Origin of the sequence: Serratia sp. EWG9, assembly GCF_019913725.1 — a bacterium.
Taxonomy (GTDB): Bacteria; Pseudomonadota; Gammaproteobacteria; order Enterobacterales; family Enterobacteriaceae; genus Serratia; species Serratia ureilytica.
On the sequence record NZ_JADNRO010000006.1, the window covers coordinates 217,326 to 232,141 of the forward strand.

The window sequence follows — 14,816 nt, forward strand, 5'->3', positions numbered from 1 at the left end:
GAACCGAACATGCTTTATCCGAATGAAGAATACCTGTATGCCGCTATCGCCTGGCAGGATTGCACCGGCGATTTCGAAGACATTCTGTATCACAAGTCCGCCGACGGCATCGCCAAAATCACCATCAACCGGCCGCAGGTGCGCAACGCGTTTCGCCCGCAAACGGTCAAAGAGATGATCGACGCGCTGGCCAACGCCCGTTACGACGACGGCATCGGCGTCATTATTCTGACCGGCGCCGGCGATAAGGCCTTCTGCTCCGGCGGCGATCAGAAAGTGCGCGGCGACTACGGCGGCTATCGCGACGACAGCGGCGTACATCACCTCAACGTGCTGGACTTCCAGCGCCAGATCCGCACCTGCCCGAAGCCGGTGGTGGCGATGGTGGCCGGCTATTCGATCGGCGGCGGCCACGTGCTGCACATGATGTGCGATCTGACCATCGCGGCGGATAACGCCATCTTCGGCCAGACCGGCCCGAAAGTGGGCTCGTTCGACGGCGGCTGGGGCGCGTCTTACATGGCGCGCATCGTCGGCCAGAAGAAGGCGCGCGAAATCTGGTTCCTGTGCCGCCAGTACGACGCCGCCGCCGCGCTGGACATGGGCCTGGTCAATACCGTCGTGCCGCTGGCCGATCTGGAAAAAGAGACGGTGCGCTGGTGCCGCGAAATGCTGCAGAACAGCCCGATGGCGCTGCGCTGCCTGAAGGCGGCGCTGAATGCCGACTGCGACGGCCAGGCCGGTTTGCAGGAGCTGGCGGGCAACGCCACCATGCTGTTCTACATGACCGACGAAGGGCAGGAAGGGCGCAACGCGTTCAACGAGAAGCGCCAACCGGACTTCAGCAAATTCAAGCGTAACCCGTAATGAGCGGGGCAAACCGCAGCGCGGCGCTATACCGTTACAGCCTGCCGATGGAGGCGGGCGTGGTGCTGCGCAATCAACGGTTGAAAACGCGTGACGGATGGGTGGTGCAGCTGTGTCAGGGCGAGCGTGAAGGTTGGGGCGAGATCGCGCCGCTGCCGGAATTCAGCCGGGAAACGCCGGCGCAGGCCGAACAGGCCGCGTTGGGCTGGCTGCAGGCGTGGTTGGCGGGCAACGAACCGGAGCACAGCGCGCTGCCCTCGGTGGCCTTTGGGCTCAGCTGTGCGCAGGCCGAGCTGGAGCAGCGTTTGCCGATGCAGGCGGATTTTCGCAAGGCGCCGCTGTGCACCGGCGATCCGGATGAGCTGTTCGAGACATTGAGCGCTTTGCCGGGCGAGAAAGTCGCCAAGGTGAAGGTGGGGCTGTATGAGGCGGTGCGGGACGGCATGATCGTCAACGTGTTGCTGGAGGCGCTGCCGGATCTGCGGCTGCGGCTGGACGCCAACCGCAGCTGGACCCGCGCCAAGGCCGACGGCTTCGCCAGGTACGTTAACCCGGCGTGGCGCGATCGCATCGCCTTCCTGGAAGAGCCCTGCAAGACCCGTGATGAATCGCGCGACTTCGCCCGGGCGACCGGTATCGCCATCGCCTGGGATGAGAGCGTGCGGGAGGCGGACTTTGTGGTGCAGGCCGAGCCGGGCGTGGCGGCCATCGTGATCAAGCCGACGCTGGTCGGCAGCCTGGCGCGTTGCCAGACGCTGGTGGCGCAGGCGCACGCGGCGGGCCTGACGGCGGTGATCAGCTCCAGCCTCGAATCCAGCCTGGGGTTGACTCAACTGGCGCGCATCGCCCATTGGCTGACGCCGGATACCGTGCCGGGCCTGGACACGCTGGGGTTGATGCAGGCGCAGGTGCTGCGCCCGTGGCCGGGCAGCGCGTTGCCGCTGCTGGATGTCTCGGCGCTGGAGTGCCTATGGCGCCGTTGAACGATTGGCCGTGGCGACACTGGGCGCGCACTCAGCCGCAGGCGACGGCGCTGATGCTCGGCGAACAACCGCTGAGCTGGCTGGCGTTGCAGAGCCAGGTGGATGAGCTGGCGGCGGATTTCCAGCATCAGGGCGTTGAACCGGGCTGCGGCGTGGCGCTGTGCGGTAAAAACAGCTATCCACTGCTGCTGGCCTATCTGGCGCTGTTGCAGTGCGGCGCACGCCTGTTGCCGCTCAATCCCGCCTTGCCGACGCCGCTGCTGGCGCAGCTGTTGCCGGAATTGGATATGACCTTTGTCTTCGGCCCGGACTCGTTGCCGGCGCTGTCGGAAGACGTGATTCGATTGACCCCGCCGTCAACCGAGCCGCGTTGGCCAGACCTGCCGACGTGGGATGCGCAGCGTCTGGCGACGCTGACGTTGACCTCCGGTTCTAGCGGCATGCCGAAAGCGGCCGCGCACAGCTATGCCAACCATCTGGCCAGCGCCGCCGGGGTGTTGGGGCTGATGGCGTTTCAGCGCGAGGATTGCTGGCTGCTGTCATTGCCGCTGTTTCACGTTTCCGGACAGGGCATTGTCTGGCGCTGGCTGGCGGCGGGCGCCCGGTTGGCGGTGCGCGAGATGCACCCGCTGAACGAGGCGTTGGCGGGATGCACGCATGCCTCGTTGGTGCCGACCCAGCTGTGGCGGCTGCTGGCGCAACCGCTGGCGGGCATGACGCTGAAGGCGGTGCTGCTCGGCGGCGCGATGATCCCGGTGGAACTGACCGAACGGGCGGAGGCGGCGGGGATCCGTTGCTGGTGCGGCTACGGGCTGACCGAACTGGCCTCCACGGTGTGCGCCAAGCGCGCCGATGCGCGGGCGGGTGTCGGCCTGCCGCTCGGCGGCCGCGAGGTAAAACTGGTGGATGAAGAGGTCTGGATCCGCGCCGACAGCCTGGCGCTTGGCTACTGGCGCCATGGGCATCTGCAGCCGTTGGCCGATGAGCAGGGCTGGTTCCCGACCCGCGATCGCGGCGCGATGATCGAGGGGGAACTGCGAATTCTCGGCCGGCTGGACAACCTGTTTTTCAGCGGCGGCGAAGGGGTGCAGCCGGAAGATATCGAACGCGTGCTGGTGGCGCATCCGCAGATCACGCAGGCGTTTGTGGTGCCGGTGGCGGACGCCGAATTCGGCCAGCGGCCGGTGGCGGTGATCGACGGCGATCCGTCGCTGTCGCTGGCGACGCTGCTCGCCTGGTCGCAGGATAAGCTCGCCAATTTCCAACGCCCGACGGCATTGCTTCCGCTGCCTGATGAGCTGAAAAACGGCGGCATCAAGATTTCGCGCCGCCGGTTGCAGGCGTGGGTGGCGGAGCGCCTGCGTCAGGCATAAAAAAGCCGCCCGAAAGGGCGGCTGAGCGAATGATGACGGCGGGTTATTTCAGTCCCAACGCCTTGGCGACGCCGGCGCCGTAGTCCGGGTGCACCTTGGTGAACAGCTCGACCTGACGGCGCTGGATGTGTTCCGGCACCTGCGACAGTTCGCCGGCGATGCGGGTGAACATGCGCTGGTGCTCTTCGGCGCTCAGCAGGTTGAACAGCGCGCGCGGCTGGCTGTAGTAATCGTCGTCTTCACGATGATTCCAGTGGTCGGCCGCGCCTTCAATGCTCAGCGGCGGTTCGCTGAAGTCCGGCTGTTCCTGGAACAGGCCAAAGCTGTTCGGTTCGTAGGTTGCGCCGTTGCCGCTGTTGCCGTCCACGCGCATCGCGCCGTCGCGATGATAGTTGTGGAACGGGCATTTGGCGCCGTTCACCGGGATCTGGTGGTGGTTGACGCCCAGGCGGTAGCGGTGCGCATCGCCATAGGAGAACAGGCGGCCCTGCAGCATTTTATCCGGCGAGAAACTGATGCCCGGCACCACGTTAGCGGGGTTCATCGCCACCTGCTCGACCTCGGAGAAGTAGTTGTCGGGGTTGCGGTTCAGCTCGAAAAAGCCGACGTCGATCAGCGGGTAGTCGCCGTGCGGCCAGACCTTGGTCAGATCGAACGGGTTATACGGCGTCTGCGAGGCTTCGTGTTCCGGCATGATCTGAATTTGCAGTTTCCAGCGCGGGAAGTCGCCGCGTTTGATCGCATCGAACAGATCGCGCTGTGAGCTTTCGCGATCCTTGGCGATGATCGCTTCCGCTTCTTCATCCATCAGGTTTTCAATGCCTTGTTCGCAGCGGAAGTGGAATTTCACCCAGAAGCGCTCGTTGGCGGCATTGATAAAGCTGAAGGTGTGGCTGCCGAAACCGTGCATGTGGCGGTAGGACTTGGGAATGCCGCGATCGCTGAAGTCGATGGTCAGCTGGTGCAGCGATTCCGGCAGGTGAGAGAAGAAATCCCACTTGTACACTGGATTACGCAGGTTGGTATGCGGATCACGTTTCACCACGTGATTGAGATCGGGGAATTTCAGCGGATCGCGCAGATAGAACACCGGCGTATCGTTGCCCACCAAATCCCAGTTGCCTTCTTCGGTATAGAACTTCATGGCGAAACCGCGAATGTCGCGTTCGGCGTCGGCCGCGCCGCGCTCACCGGCGACGGTGGAGAAGCGGATGAACATGTCGGTCTGCTTACCGATTTCGGAGAAGATCTTGGCGCGCGTGTAGCGGGTGATGTCATGGGTGACGGTAAAGGTGCCGTAGGCGCCGGATCCTTTGGCGTGCATGCGGCGCTCGGGGATGACCTCGCGGTCGAAGTGGGCCAGTTTTTCCAGGAACCACACGTCCTGCAACAGCATCGGGCCGCGTTTGCCCGCGGTGATCACGTTATTGTTATCGACAACCGGGGCGCCGGCTGCGGTGGTCAGTCCTTTCTTGCTCATCACTTGCTCCTTATCGTAGTGCAGTTAAGTAAAGATTCGGGCGGTTTAAGCGTTCATCAGCATAGTCCTTTGGCGGGGCTTCTTCCCCTGACCTTGGTCAAAGCCACTACTAGTTGTAGCCCTATTGCCGAGCGACGGCAAATAGGTCTCGGTTATCGTTGGCATCGCCTTGACGAATATGGATTTTTGTTTGCAAATTTTTACATTTATTTGATTATTGAAGAATTTTTTCGCTTTTATCCCTTAAATACTCATTGCGCTTTGGTATAGACTCATGACGTTATTATTTTGCGTTGATTCGATCATTCGGTACGGATGACAAACCAGAGGGAAAGATGATGAAAAAGACTTGGGTCGCGTGCGCGGCAGGATTGCTGTTTGTGACCGGCGCGGCGAACGCCATCAGCGTGTCGGGCGAAGCCGGGCAACACTACACCAACCTGGGCGTTGGTATGAGCACCGGCTCTTCAGGTCTGGGCCTGACCGGCAACTGGGCGCGCAGCGACCATGACGGCAACGTCGGCAGCGTGGGGTTGAACTTCGGCGTGCCGCTGGGGCCGTTGACGGCGACCGTGGGCGCCAAAGCGCTGTACCTCAGCCCGAAAGACGGGAAAAGCGGCGGGGCGGTGGCGCTGGGCGGCGGCCTGGAGTGGGAAATTAACCGTTACTTCAGCCTGCACGGCGAAGGTTATTTTGCCCCTGAGTCTTTCACCAGCGGCGTGAAGGCCTATAACGAAGCCAGCGGCGGCCTGCGCTGGAAGTTCCGTCCGCTGAGCGTGGACGTGGGCTACCGTTACATGCAGATGGAAGGCAAAGACGGGCGTCGCGACAACACCCTGGCCGATGGCCCTTATGTCGGTGTCGGTCTGAGCTTCTGACGCTCAGCAAAAAGGGGCCATGGCGGCCCCTTTCTCTTTATCATTCCTTGTCTTTCGTCGCTTACCCGACCGCCGGCAGCATGCCGCTGGCGATGCCCAGTTGGATGGCGATCACCGTTACCCCACAGACAAACACCAGCGCCAGCGCAGGGGTGCCGCCCCAGACGCGGTACTGCGCCTGATGCTTTTGGCGAGTTTTCCACACCAGCAGCGAAGGCAGCAGCAGCGCCAGCACCGACAGGGCGATGGCGGCGAAACCCAGCGCCAGCACGAAACCGCGCGGATAGAACAGCGCGAAGGCCAGCGGCGGCAGGAAGGTGATGGCGCCGGTTTGCAGGCGGCCACGCACGTTATCTTGCCGCTTGAACAGGTCAGCCAGGAAATCGAACAGCCCAAGCGCAACGCCGAGGAACGAGGTCGCCAGCGCCAGATCGGCGAACAGGTGCACCGCCAGTTCAACGTGCGGCGAAGCTACTGCATCACGCACCGCCTGCAACAGGCCATTCAGCCCGGCCTGCTGCGCCAGAATGCCGACGAAGGTGTCGGAGCTGATACTGCCCAACGTCGCCAGCTGCCAGAAGATATAGGCGATCAGCGGGATGGCGCTGCCGATGATGAACACCCAACGCAGTTTGCGGATGTTGCCGCCCATGTAGTTGACGATGCTCGGCACGCTGCCGTGGAAGCCGAATGAGGTGAAGATCACCGGAATGGCCGATAACGCCAGGCCTTGCTCCAGCGGCAACGTCATCAGATTGGTCTGGTGGATATTCGGCAACATCAGGCCGAGCATCACCACCAGAAACACCACTTTCGCGCTGAACAGGATGCGGTTGAACAAGTCGACCGAGTGGGTGCCGATGCACACCACGCCGCCGGCCACCAGGGTGAACAGCAGGACGCCGAGCGACACCGGGAAGTCCTGCGATGTCCATTGGCTGATGCTGGTGGCGAGCAGTTCGCCGGCGCCGCTAATGTAGGCGGCGGTGAGGGCGTACATCAGGAACATCATGCTAAAGCTGGTCAGCCACTGGCCGCCGCCGCCGAGATAACGTTTGGCGAGCGTGCCCAGACCGGTATCCGCCTGCTCATGCTGGTAAACCTCTACCAGTAACAGCGCGGTGTAACACATCAACAGCCACAGCCCGACCAGTAAGGCCAGCGTGACGCCGAAACCGACGCCGGCCGCCGCCAGCGGCATCGCCAGCATCCCGGCGCCAATGGTGGTGCCCGCCACGATAAAAACACTGCCAAGAGTGCGATTCTTCACGTTTTTTCTCTACCAGCCGAAAGATTTTGAAAATTATAGGTAACGATTTATGAGGATGGCAGGATAGTGGAAGCCCTAATTTGTGTCAAACCGGCGTTACGCGCATTGTAAACTAAAGTTTACAATCTTGCGGGCGGCATGGCGCATGATGAACGACGCGATGGCGGAAATAATCCGACGGCGGCTAGTGAAAAGTTATTTACGGGCTTCTATAGTGGAATGACCAAAAAATGTGGGAGAGATCAATGTTAAGGGTGGAGATGCTCAGCACCGGCGATGAGGTGCTGCACGGGCAAATTATTGATACCAACGCCGCCTGGCTGGCGGACTACCTGTTCCAGCAGGGCGTGCCGATGAGCGGGCGGGAAACGGTAGGGGACAGCCTCTCTGCTTTGATCGAGATCCTGCAGGAACGCAGCCATATCGCCGATGTGCTGATTGTCAACGGCGGCCTGGGGCCGACCAGCGACGATTTGAGCGCGCTGGCCGCCGCGAAAGCCTGCGGCGTAGAGCTGATTGAACGGGCTGACTGGCTGGCGCGTATGGAAGCCTATTTCGCCGAGCGCGGGCGGCCGATGGCCCCTTCCAACCGCAAGCAGGCGCAGATCCCGGCCAATGCGGAAATGCTGGATAACCCGGTGGGCACCGCCTGCGGTTTCGCGTTGCAGCTGAACCAATGCCTGATGTTTTTCACCCCCGGCGTGCCTTCGGAATTCAAAGTGATGGTCGAACAGCAGATCGTGCCGCGTCTGCGCCAGCGCTTCACTTTGCCGGCGCCGCCGCTGTGTCTGCGCCTGACGACGTTCGGCACCTCCGAGAGCGATCTGGCCGCCGAACTGGACAGCCTGCCGCTGCCGCCGGACGTGGTGCTGGGTTACCGCTCGTCCAGCCCGATCATTGAGCTGAAGCTGACCGGGCCGGAAAGCCGGCGCGCGGAGATGGAGCTGGCCTGGCGACGCGTGCGCGAGGTAGCGGGGGACAACTGCATCTTCGAAGGCACCGTCGGGTTGCCGGCGACGCTGACGCAGCGCCTGAATCAGCAAGGGCTGAAGCTGGCGTTGAGCGAGCAATTCAGCGGCGGCTTGATCAACCTGCAGCTGCAGAGCGAAGGCGCGCCGCTGGCGGGGGGAGAGCTGCTGCCGGCCCACTGCATCGAAACGCTGGAAACGACGCTGGCGCGCGCCGCTCGCTGGCGGAATTGACCGGCGCGCCGTTGGCGTTGGCGGTCAGCGCCATGCGCGATGAGCAGGTGAGCATTGCGCTGCACACGCCGCGCGGCGGGATTGGCCAGACCGTGCGTTATCGCGCGTCGCGCCACGGGCTGCGGCTGCGGCAGGAGTCGGTGGCGATGCTGGCGCTGGATATGCTGCGCCGTTGGCTGAATGGGGGCCAGGCGTGCGGTAAAAACGCCTGGCTGGAGGTGGTGGAAATTATCGAGTGACGCTCATGGCGCTGAGTTGTCTGCCTCACTGTTTTGTTGTAGCCGTTCGGACGCCAGGCGTGAAAGATGTATTGCCGCCGCGCCTCGCGTTTGCAGCTCTGTACCGTAGTTCCTGAGCGCCTGCGCGGCGCTGTCTGAGTGCGCCAGATGCGCCGCCAGGCTGGCGGCGTCTACCAGCGCGGTGTTGGCGCCGAGCCCACCTGCCGGGCTCATGGCGTGCACGGCGTCGCCGAGAAAGGCGATGCGTTCGCTGTGCCATTCCGGCATCGTCGCCGTAACCTGCACCGCCCGCACGCTGAGCGACAGGGGATCCGCCAGCGCTAACGCCGTTTGCAAGGCGGCGCCCATCCTTGCGAGATATGCTGTACGCGCGCCTGCAACGCGGTGTTCTCCTCCAGTCCCGGGGCTCCGCCGAGACGTTCAGCCGAACCGATACAGGCCCAATAGAGATAGTCGTCGACCGGCGAGAGGCGGCAATCGGGCGCGTAGTCGGCCGCCAGTTGCGCCATGGGGGCCTGAAAGCGCATCGGTTCAACCACCAGCGACACGCCGTCGGCGAAGATCACCGATACGCCGTTCAGCAGTTCAGGGGCCAATTGGGCCCGGGTCGCCGCATCGAGCGGCGTTTTGCCGTAGAGGGTGACCGCACCGCTGTCTTCTGGCCCAGCCTCGGGCAGGCAGCGCCGCCGCACCAGCGAGTTGACGCCGTCGGCGGCGATCAGCACATCGACCCGCACGTGTTCGCCGTTGGCGAACTGAAGTTCCACACCCTGCGGCGTTTGTGCAAATTCACGCAAGGTATGGCCGAAACGCACCCGGTCTTGCAGGCCGGCAAGCAGGATCTCGCGCAGCGTTTGGCGATGAATGCCGAGATCGCCGCCCGGTTCTTGTGTTTGGTGCTGGCTGGAGGGCAACCAGTGCTCGGGGCGCCGGCCGATGAGCGGGGCAAGCTGCGGATCCCATAGATTGATCTCGCCGCTGTTTTGCGCGCTGCCGGCGCAGAACAAGCGGTAGTGCGTCGGCGGCAGGCAGGCGGCCAGCGCCTGCTGGCCCGACGGATCGATGCGCAGCCGGTAGCCCTGATCGCGTGCTTGCGGTGTGGTGTCGCGTTCAAACACCGTGGCGTGGATGCCAAAGCGGCGCAGTCCCTGAGCCAGACACAGGCCGCCGGGCCGGCGCCGATAATGCCAATGCTGAGTGTTGTCATCATGTTCCCTCGTGAGTCAGTGGCCGCAGACGGTCGCGGCCGGAAGCATTTCATTATGTCGGTGCAGGAAAAGGTTGGTATAACGGTATCTGGACTAAAAATAGTGATTAGTGGCCAATATGAATGCGAACCTTCACGCCCTCGACGCTGACTGCAGCGAATGGTCGACGGGCCCCTGGCTGATCGCCCTCGGCGCCGCGACGCGGCAGGCCGGGAGTATCGGTTGGGCACGCGCGAATACGACTGGCATCAGCATGTGCGCGGGCAGTTGCTGTGCGTTGAAAGCGGTTTGCTGCATGTAAGCACGGCGCAGGGCGATTGGGTGCTGCCGCCTCAGCGGGCGGGTTGGATCCCGCCGGCGACGGAGCACCGGGTGCAGGTTTGCGGCGCGCTGAGCGGCTGGAGTTTACTGCTGGCGCCGGAGGCCTGCCACGATCTGTCGAATACACCTTGCGTTATCGGCATCAGCGCAGTGCTACAGGCGCTGGCTCAGCGTGCGGAAGGTTGGGACAAACGCAGCGCGCTTACCCTGGAGCAGGAGCGTATGGCGCAGGTGATGCGTGACGAGATACGGCTGGCGCCGACGGAGCCGCTGTATTTACCGATGTCGTCCCATCCGCGCCTGGCCGGCGTTCTGCAGGCCTTGCTGGCGCAACCGGGGAGCGAACGTTCACTGGAGGCGTGGGCTGAATGGGGGGCGATGTCGCCGCGTACCCTGCGGCGGCTGATGATCGGCGAGACGGGGTTGAGTTTTGCCCAGTGGCGTCAGCAGGCTCGGTTGTCATATGCGTTGGCGAAGCTGGCCGAAGGCGAAACGGTGCTGCAGATTGCGGAGGCGCTGGGGTATGCCTCGCCGAGCAATTTTATCGCCATGTTTCGTAAAGCCTTCGGCGATTCCCCGGCGCGTTATTTTTCCACATCGGCGGGAAAGGGGCGCTAAGGGAAATACTTTGAGGATAGTTATATATCCCTGATTAATCATAATCTTATAGGGGATATTCGCGGTGAGGGAATGCTGTTACTCTCTTGACGGGTGCTTGAGACTGTTCGTCTTGGGCATTGTGTGACAAGGCGGATAGATGAAAGCCCCAGACTGACTCTCAATCAGAATGGGGCTGCACATACCGCCTAGACACCGGTATGGTAGCCCCTTCACAGCAAGGAGGCAAGCATGCGCTTAAGGCATGTGTTTCATTCGCTAACCGTTGTATGTATTACGGTTTTGTTATTTATCTGGATGATAAGAGACTCGCTGTGCGAGCTGAAAATCTACCAGGAAAATATCACTATCCTGATCAGGTTGGCGTGTGAGGTGAAGCGGTAATCCTAGGGCGGGGGCAACCCCGCCTTCTGGTCTCCAGGCGCGGTTTCCGGCACCCGACTTTACATTTCCAGCTCGATATCCGTCAGCGGCATGCAGCAGCAGGGCAGGATTTCACCGGCGTTGATAAACGCCAGCGGCTGTTGGCGGTAGGCCACTTCGCCTTTCACCAGCTTCAGGCGGCAGGCGCCGCAATAGCCGGAGCGGCATTGGTACTCCACCTGCACGTCGTGCAGTTCCAGCACGTCGAGCAGGCAGTTTTCACTGTTAGGGCAAGAGAGCTGCGTGCCGGCGGCGCGCAGCGTTACGGTTGGCGTCGCCATCGCTTACAGTTCGAAGTCGCTCAGGTCGTCGGCGTTGATCTCCGAGTCGATCTGGCCAACCAGGTAAGAGCTCACTTCCACTTCCTGCGGCGCTACCTGCACGTTGTCGGACACCAACCAGGCATTGATCCACGGGATCGGGTTGGAGCGGGTTTCGAACGGCAGACCGAGGCCGACCGCCTGCATGCGGATATTGGTGATGTACTCCACATACTGGCACAGGATGTCTTTGTTCAGGCCAATCATCGAGCCGTCGCGGAACAGGTATTCCGCCCACTCTTTCTCCTGCTGGGCGGCCAGCACGAACAGATCGTAGCACTGCTGCTGACATTCCTCGGCGATCTCCGCCATTTCAGGATCGTCGGCGCCGGAACGCATCAGGTTCAGCATGTGCTGGGTGCCGGTCAGGTGCAGCGCTTCGTCGCGGGCGATCAGTTTGATGATTTTGGCGTTGCCTTCCATCAATTCGCGCTCGGCGAAAGCGAAGGAGCAGGCAAAGCTGACGTAGAAGCGGATCGCTTCCAGCGCATTCACGCTCATCAGGCACAGGTACAGCTGCTTCTTCAGCGCACGCAGATTGACGGTGACGGTTTTACCGTTCACCTGGTGGGTGCCTTCACCCAGCAGGTGATAGTAGCTGGTCATCTCGATCAGATCGTCGTAGTAGCCGGAAATGTCTTTCGCGCGCTTCTTGATCTCTTCGTTGGTGACGATGTCGTCGAACACCAGCGCCGGATCGTTGACGATGTTGCGGATGATGTGGGTGTAGGAACGGGAGTGGATAGTCTCGGAGAACGACCAGGTTTCCACCCAGGTTTCCAGCTCAGGGATCGAGATCAGCGGCAGCAGGGCGACGTTCGGGCTGCGGCCCTGGATGGAGTCCAGCAGGGTCTGATACTTCAGGTTGCTGATGAAGATGTGCTTCTCGTGCTCCGGCAGCGCCTGGTAATCGATGCGATCGCGGGAAACGTCAACCTCTTCCGGGCGCCAGAAGAAGGAGAGCTGTTTTTCGATCAGTTTTTCGAAGATTTCATGCTTTTGCTGGTCGAAACGCGCAACGTTTACCGACTGGCCGAAGAACATCGGCTCTTGCAGCTGGTCGTTTTTGGTCTGAGAAAAAGTGGTGTAAGCCATAAGCCTGAATCCATCGTAACGTGGCTAAATGAAGGGGCCGGAAAATTCCGGCCCGCTAGGTCAAACTTTAGATCTTGCAGGCGCCGCTTTCGCAGTCGTCATCGCCGGCCTTGGCAGGCTGCAAATCTTCCTGGGCGTCTTCCGCACCGTCGCGGGTGTTTTGGTAGTACAGCGTTTTCACGCCGAACTTGTAGGTGGTGAGCAGGTCTTTCAACAGCTGCTTCATCGGCACCTTGCCGCCCGGGAAGCGGGTCGGATCGTAGTTGGTGTTGGCCGAGATCGACTGGTCGATGAATTTCTGCATCAGCCCCACCAGCTGCAGATAGCCGTCGTTGCTCGGCATTTCCCACAGCAGCTCGTAGTTGTCTTTCAGACGCTCATACTCCGGCACCACCTGGCGCAGGATGCCGTCTTTGGACGCCTTGATGCTGATGTGGCCGCGCGGCGGCTCGATGCCGTTGGTGGCGTTGGAAATCTGCGAAGAGGTTTCCGACGGCATCAGGGCGGACAGCGTAGAGTTGCGCAGACCGGTTTCCTGGATCTCTTTACGCAGGGTTTCCCAGTCGTAGTGCAGCGGCTCGCTGCAGATCGCATCCAGGTCTTTCTTGTAGGTGTCGATCGGCAGGATGCCCTGCGAATAGGTGGTTTCGTTGAACCACGGGCAAGCGCCTTGTTCCTGCGCCAGACGGTTGGAGGCTTTCAGCAGGTAGTACTGAATGGCTTCGAACGTCTTGTGGGTCAGGTTGTTGGCGCTGCCGTCGGAGTAGCGCACGCCGTTCTTCGCCAGATAATAGGCGAAGTTGATGACGCCGATGCCCAGGGTGCGGCGACCCATTGCGCCACGGTGCGCGGCCTTGATCGGATAATCCTGATAATCCAGCAGGGCGTCCAGCGAACGTACCGCCAGGGTCGCCAGCTCTTCCAGATCGTCCAGGCTGTCGATCGCGCCCAGGTTGAAGGCGGACAGGGTGCACAGCGCGATCTCGCCGTTTTCGTCGTTGACGTCTTCCAGCGGCTTGGTCGGCAGGGCGATTTCCAGACACAGGTTGGACTGGCGCACCGGCGCGATCTGCGGATCGAACGGGCTGTGGGTGTTGCAGTGGTCGACGTTCTGGATGTAGATACGGCCGGTAGAGGCGCGTTCTTGCATCATCAGCGAGAACAGCTCAACCGCTTTCACGCGCTTCTGGCGAATGCTGTCGTCTTTCTCGTACTGGGTGTACAGGCGCTCGAATTCGTCCTGATCGGCGAAGAACGCGTCATACAGCCCCGGCACGTCGGACGGGCTGAACAGGGTGATGTCTTCGCCTTTGATCAGGCGCTGGTACATCAGGCGGTTCAACTGCACGCCGTAGTCCATGTGGCGCACGCGGTTGCCTTCAACGCCGCGGTTGTTTTTCAGCACCAGCAGGCTTTCCACTTCCAGGTGCCACATCGGGTAGAACAGCGTTGCCGCGCCACCGCGCACGCCGCCCTGCGAGCAGGATTTGACGGCGGTCTGGAAGTGTTTGTAGAACGGGATGCAGCCGGTATGGAAGGCTTCACCGCCACGGATCGGGCTGCCCAGCGCGCGGATGCGGCCGGCGTTGATGCCGATGCCGGCGCGTTGCGAAACGTATTTCACAATGGCGCTGGAGGTGGCGTTGATGGAGTCCAGGCTGTCGCCGCACTCGATCAGCACGCAGGAGCTGAACTGGCGGGTTGGGGTGCGCACGCCGGACATGATCGGCGTAGGCAGCGAAATCTTGAAGGTGGAAATCGCGTCGTAGAAACGTTTGACGTAATCCAGACGAGTTTCACGCGGGTAGTTGGAGAACAGGCAAGCGGACACCAGCATGTACAGGAACTGGGCGCTTTCGTAGATCTCGCCGCTGACGCGGTTCTGCACCAGATACTTGCCTTCCAGCTGCTTGACGGCGGCATAAGAGAAGTTCATGTCGCGCCAGTGATCGATAAAGGAGTCCATCTGCTCGAACTCTTCAGCGCTGTAGTCTTCCAGCAGATGTTTATCGTATTTGCCCATCTCGACCATGCGGGTCACGTGAGCGTGCAGCTTCGGCGGTTCGAACTGACCGTAAGCCTTTTTACGCAGGTGGAAGATCGCCAGGCGAGCGGCCAGGTACTGATAGTCCGGCGCATCACGGGAGATCAGATCGGCAGCGGCTTTGATGATGGTTTCGTGAATGTCGGCGGTTTTGATGCCGTCATAAAACTGAATGTGGGAACGCAACTCTACTTGAGAAACCGAGACGTTGTGCAATCCTTCTGCGGCCCAATCGATGACCCGGTGGATTTTGTCGAGGTTGATGCGCTCTTTACGGCCATCGCGTTTAGTTACAAGCAGACTTTGGTTCATGTGGTGTTTTACCTGTCCGTATGGTGCCCCTAAGCAGAAGTGTAGTCGCTCTGCTCAGTATGTAAACACTATATATAGGGGTTGTATGTCGGTGAGGTAACAAGATAGTGAGAAAAAACGGCGTTTGCAAGTGAACAAAACCGGCCTAATTTGTGGATAACTTGGGGGTGAAATGTAACTTGC

Annotated in this window: 13 protein-coding genes and 1 pseudogene; 7 read left to right on the plus strand and 7 right to left on the minus strand. The window is 61.3% G+C overall.

The features are described 5' to 3' along the window. Nucleotides 1–9 precede the first annotated feature (9 nt). From menB to menE, 3 genes are read left to right on the plus strand one after another with little or no spacing between them, the layout of a single operon-like run. Nucleotides 10–867 (plus strand): 1,4-dihydroxy-2-naphthoyl-CoA synthase, encoded by an 858-nt coding sequence (gene menB, locus ITX55_RS15615; RefSeq protein WP_089197260.1) that lies wholly within the window; start codon nt 10–12, stop codon nt 865–867. After that, a complete protein-coding gene (gene menC, locus ITX55_RS15620; RefSeq protein ID WP_033643847.1) occupies nt 867–1,850 on the plus strand; it encodes an o-succinylbenzoate synthase in 984 nt (327 codons plus the stop codon). The genes menB and menC overlap by 1 nt, the downstream gene beginning before the upstream one ends. After that, nucleotides 1,838–3,223 carry an o-succinylbenzoate--CoA ligase gene (gene menE / locus ITX55_RS15625; protein WP_108681615.1) on the plus strand — a complete coding sequence of 462 codons (1,386 nt, stop codon included), beginning with the start codon at nt 1,838–1,840 and terminating at the stop codon, nt 3,221–3,223. The genes menC and menE overlap by 13 nt, the downstream gene beginning before the upstream one ends. 43 nt (nt 3,224–3,266) lie before the next feature. On the opposite strand, the gene katA is transcribed toward menE, so the two are convergent. Next, nucleotides 3,267–4,703 carry a catalase KatA gene (gene katA, locus ITX55_RS15630; protein WP_033651930.1) on the minus strand — a complete coding sequence of 479 codons (1,437 nt, stop codon included), beginning with the start codon at nt 4,701–4,703 and terminating at the stop codon, nt 3,267–3,269. 338 nt (nt 4,704–5,041) lie between these two features. Here katA and ITX55_RS15635 point away from each other — a divergent pair, with 338 nt between their 5' ends. Continuing rightward, nucleotides 5,042–5,581 carry a YfaZ family outer membrane protein gene (locus ITX55_RS15635; protein WP_033643844.1) on the plus strand — a complete coding sequence of 180 codons (540 nt, stop codon included), beginning with the start codon at nt 5,042–5,044 and terminating at the stop codon, nt 5,579–5,581. Between the two features lie 61 nt (nt 5,582–5,642). Here the strand turns inward: ITX55_RS15635 and tyrP are convergent, their stop codons facing one another. Then, a complete protein-coding gene (gene tyrP, locus ITX55_RS15640; RefSeq protein WP_004935940.1) occupies nt 5,643–6,851 on the minus strand; it encodes a tyrosine transporter TyrP in 1,209 nt (402 codons plus the stop codon). 245 nt (nt 6,852–7,096) lie between these two features. On the opposite strand from tyrP, the pseudogene ITX55_RS15645 reads away from it, so the two are divergent. Continuing rightward, a pseudogene (locus tag ITX55_RS15645) lies at nt 7,097–8,292 on the plus strand (nicotinamide mononucleotide deamidase-related protein YfaY). A gap of 3 nt (nt 8,293–8,295) precedes the next feature. Here ITX55_RS15645 and ITX55_RS24080 read toward each other — a convergent pair. Further along, the gene (locus ITX55_RS24080) at nt 8,296–8,628 is read right to left on the minus strand and encodes an NAD(P)/FAD-dependent oxidoreductase (protein WP_255612368.1); all 333 of its coding nucleotides are present in this window, start codon (nt 8,626–8,628) and stop codon (nt 8,296–8,298) included. After that, complete coding sequence (locus tag ITX55_RS15650) at nt 8,613–9,410, minus strand: NAD(P)/FAD-dependent oxidoreductase (protein WP_255612369.1); 798 nt, start codon at nt 9,408–9,410, stop codon at nt 8,613–8,615. The genes ITX55_RS24080 and ITX55_RS15650 overlap by 16 nt, the downstream gene beginning before the upstream one ends. A 312-nt stretch (nt 9,411–9,722) precedes the next feature. On the opposite strand from ITX55_RS15650, the gene ITX55_RS15655 reads away from it, so the two are divergent. Together ITX55_RS15655 and ITX55_RS15660 are read left to right on the plus strand one after the other, a co-directional pair. Then, nucleotides 9,723–10,439, plus strand: a complete 717-nt coding sequence (locus ITX55_RS15655; protein ID WP_255612370.1) for a helix-turn-helix domain-containing protein — start codon at nt 9,723–9,725, stop codon at nt 10,437–10,439. A 231-nt stretch (nt 10,440–10,670) separates the two neighbouring features. Continuing rightward, nucleotides 10,671–10,823, plus strand: coding sequence for a Hok/Gef family protein (locus ITX55_RS15660; RefSeq protein WP_004935921.1), 153 nt, complete (start codon nt 10,671–10,673; stop codon nt 10,821–10,823). A gap of 59 nt (nt 10,824–10,882) precedes the next feature. Here the strand turns inward: ITX55_RS15660 and yfaE are convergent, their stop codons facing one another. The 3 genes from yfaE to nrdA all read right to left on the minus strand — a co-directional run bounded on the left by yfaE (nt 10,883) and on the right by nrdA (nt 14,633). Further along, entirely contained in the window at nt 10,883–11,143 is a 261-nt protein-coding gene (yfaE, locus tag ITX55_RS15665; RefSeq protein ID WP_015378558.1) for a class I ribonucleotide reductase maintenance protein YfaE, read from the minus strand. Between the two features lie 3 nt (nt 11,144–11,146). Next, the gene (gene nrdB / locus ITX55_RS15670) at nt 11,147–12,277 is read right to left on the minus strand and encodes a class Ia ribonucleoside-diphosphate reductase subunit beta (RefSeq protein ID WP_019453694.1); all 1,131 of its coding nucleotides are present in this window, start codon (nt 12,275–12,277) and stop codon (nt 11,147–11,149) included. Between the two features lie 67 nt (nt 12,278–12,344). Beyond that, complete coding sequence (gene nrdA, locus ITX55_RS15675) at nt 12,345–14,633, minus strand: class 1a ribonucleoside-diphosphate reductase subunit alpha (protein WP_033632525.1); 2,289 nt, start codon at nt 14,631–14,633, stop codon at nt 12,345–12,347. Between the last annotated feature and the right edge of the window lie 183 nt (nt 14,634–14,816).

Bases quoted from the DNA above. Each gene is read 5' to 3' on its own strand.
- nrdA (WP_033632525.1), bottom strand. From the start codon at position 14,633: ATGAACCAAAGTCTGCTTGTAACTAAACGCGATGGCCGTAAAGAGCGC.
- ITX55_RS15635 (WP_033643844.1), top strand. From the start codon at position 5,042: ATGAAAAAGACTTGGGTCGCGTGCGCGGCAGGATTGCTGTTTGTGACC.
- menB (WP_089197260.1), top strand. From the start codon at position 10: ATGCTTTATCCGAATGAAGAATACCTGTATGCCGCTATCGCCTGGCAG.
- ITX55_RS15660 (WP_004935921.1), top strand. From the start codon at position 10,671: ATGCGCTTAAGGCATGTGTTTCATTCGCTAACCGTTGTATGTATTACG.
- menC (WP_033643847.1), top strand. From the start codon at position 867: ATGAGCGGGGCAAACCGCAGCGCGGCGCTATACCGTTACAGCCTGCCG.
- nrdB (WP_019453694.1), bottom strand. From the start codon at position 12,277: ATGGCTTACACCACTTTTTCTCAGACCAAAAACGACCAGCTGCAAGAG.
- yfaE (WP_015378558.1), bottom strand. From the start codon at position 11,143: ATGGCGACGCCAACCGTAACGCTGCGCGCCGCCGGCACGCAGCTCTCT.
- katA (WP_033651930.1), bottom strand. From the start codon at position 4,703: ATGAGCAAGAAAGGACTGACCACCGCAGCCGGCGCCCCGGTTGTCGAT.
- menE (WP_108681615.1), top strand. From the start codon at position 1,838: ATGGCGCCGTTGAACGATTGGCCGTGGCGACACTGGGCGCGCACTCAG.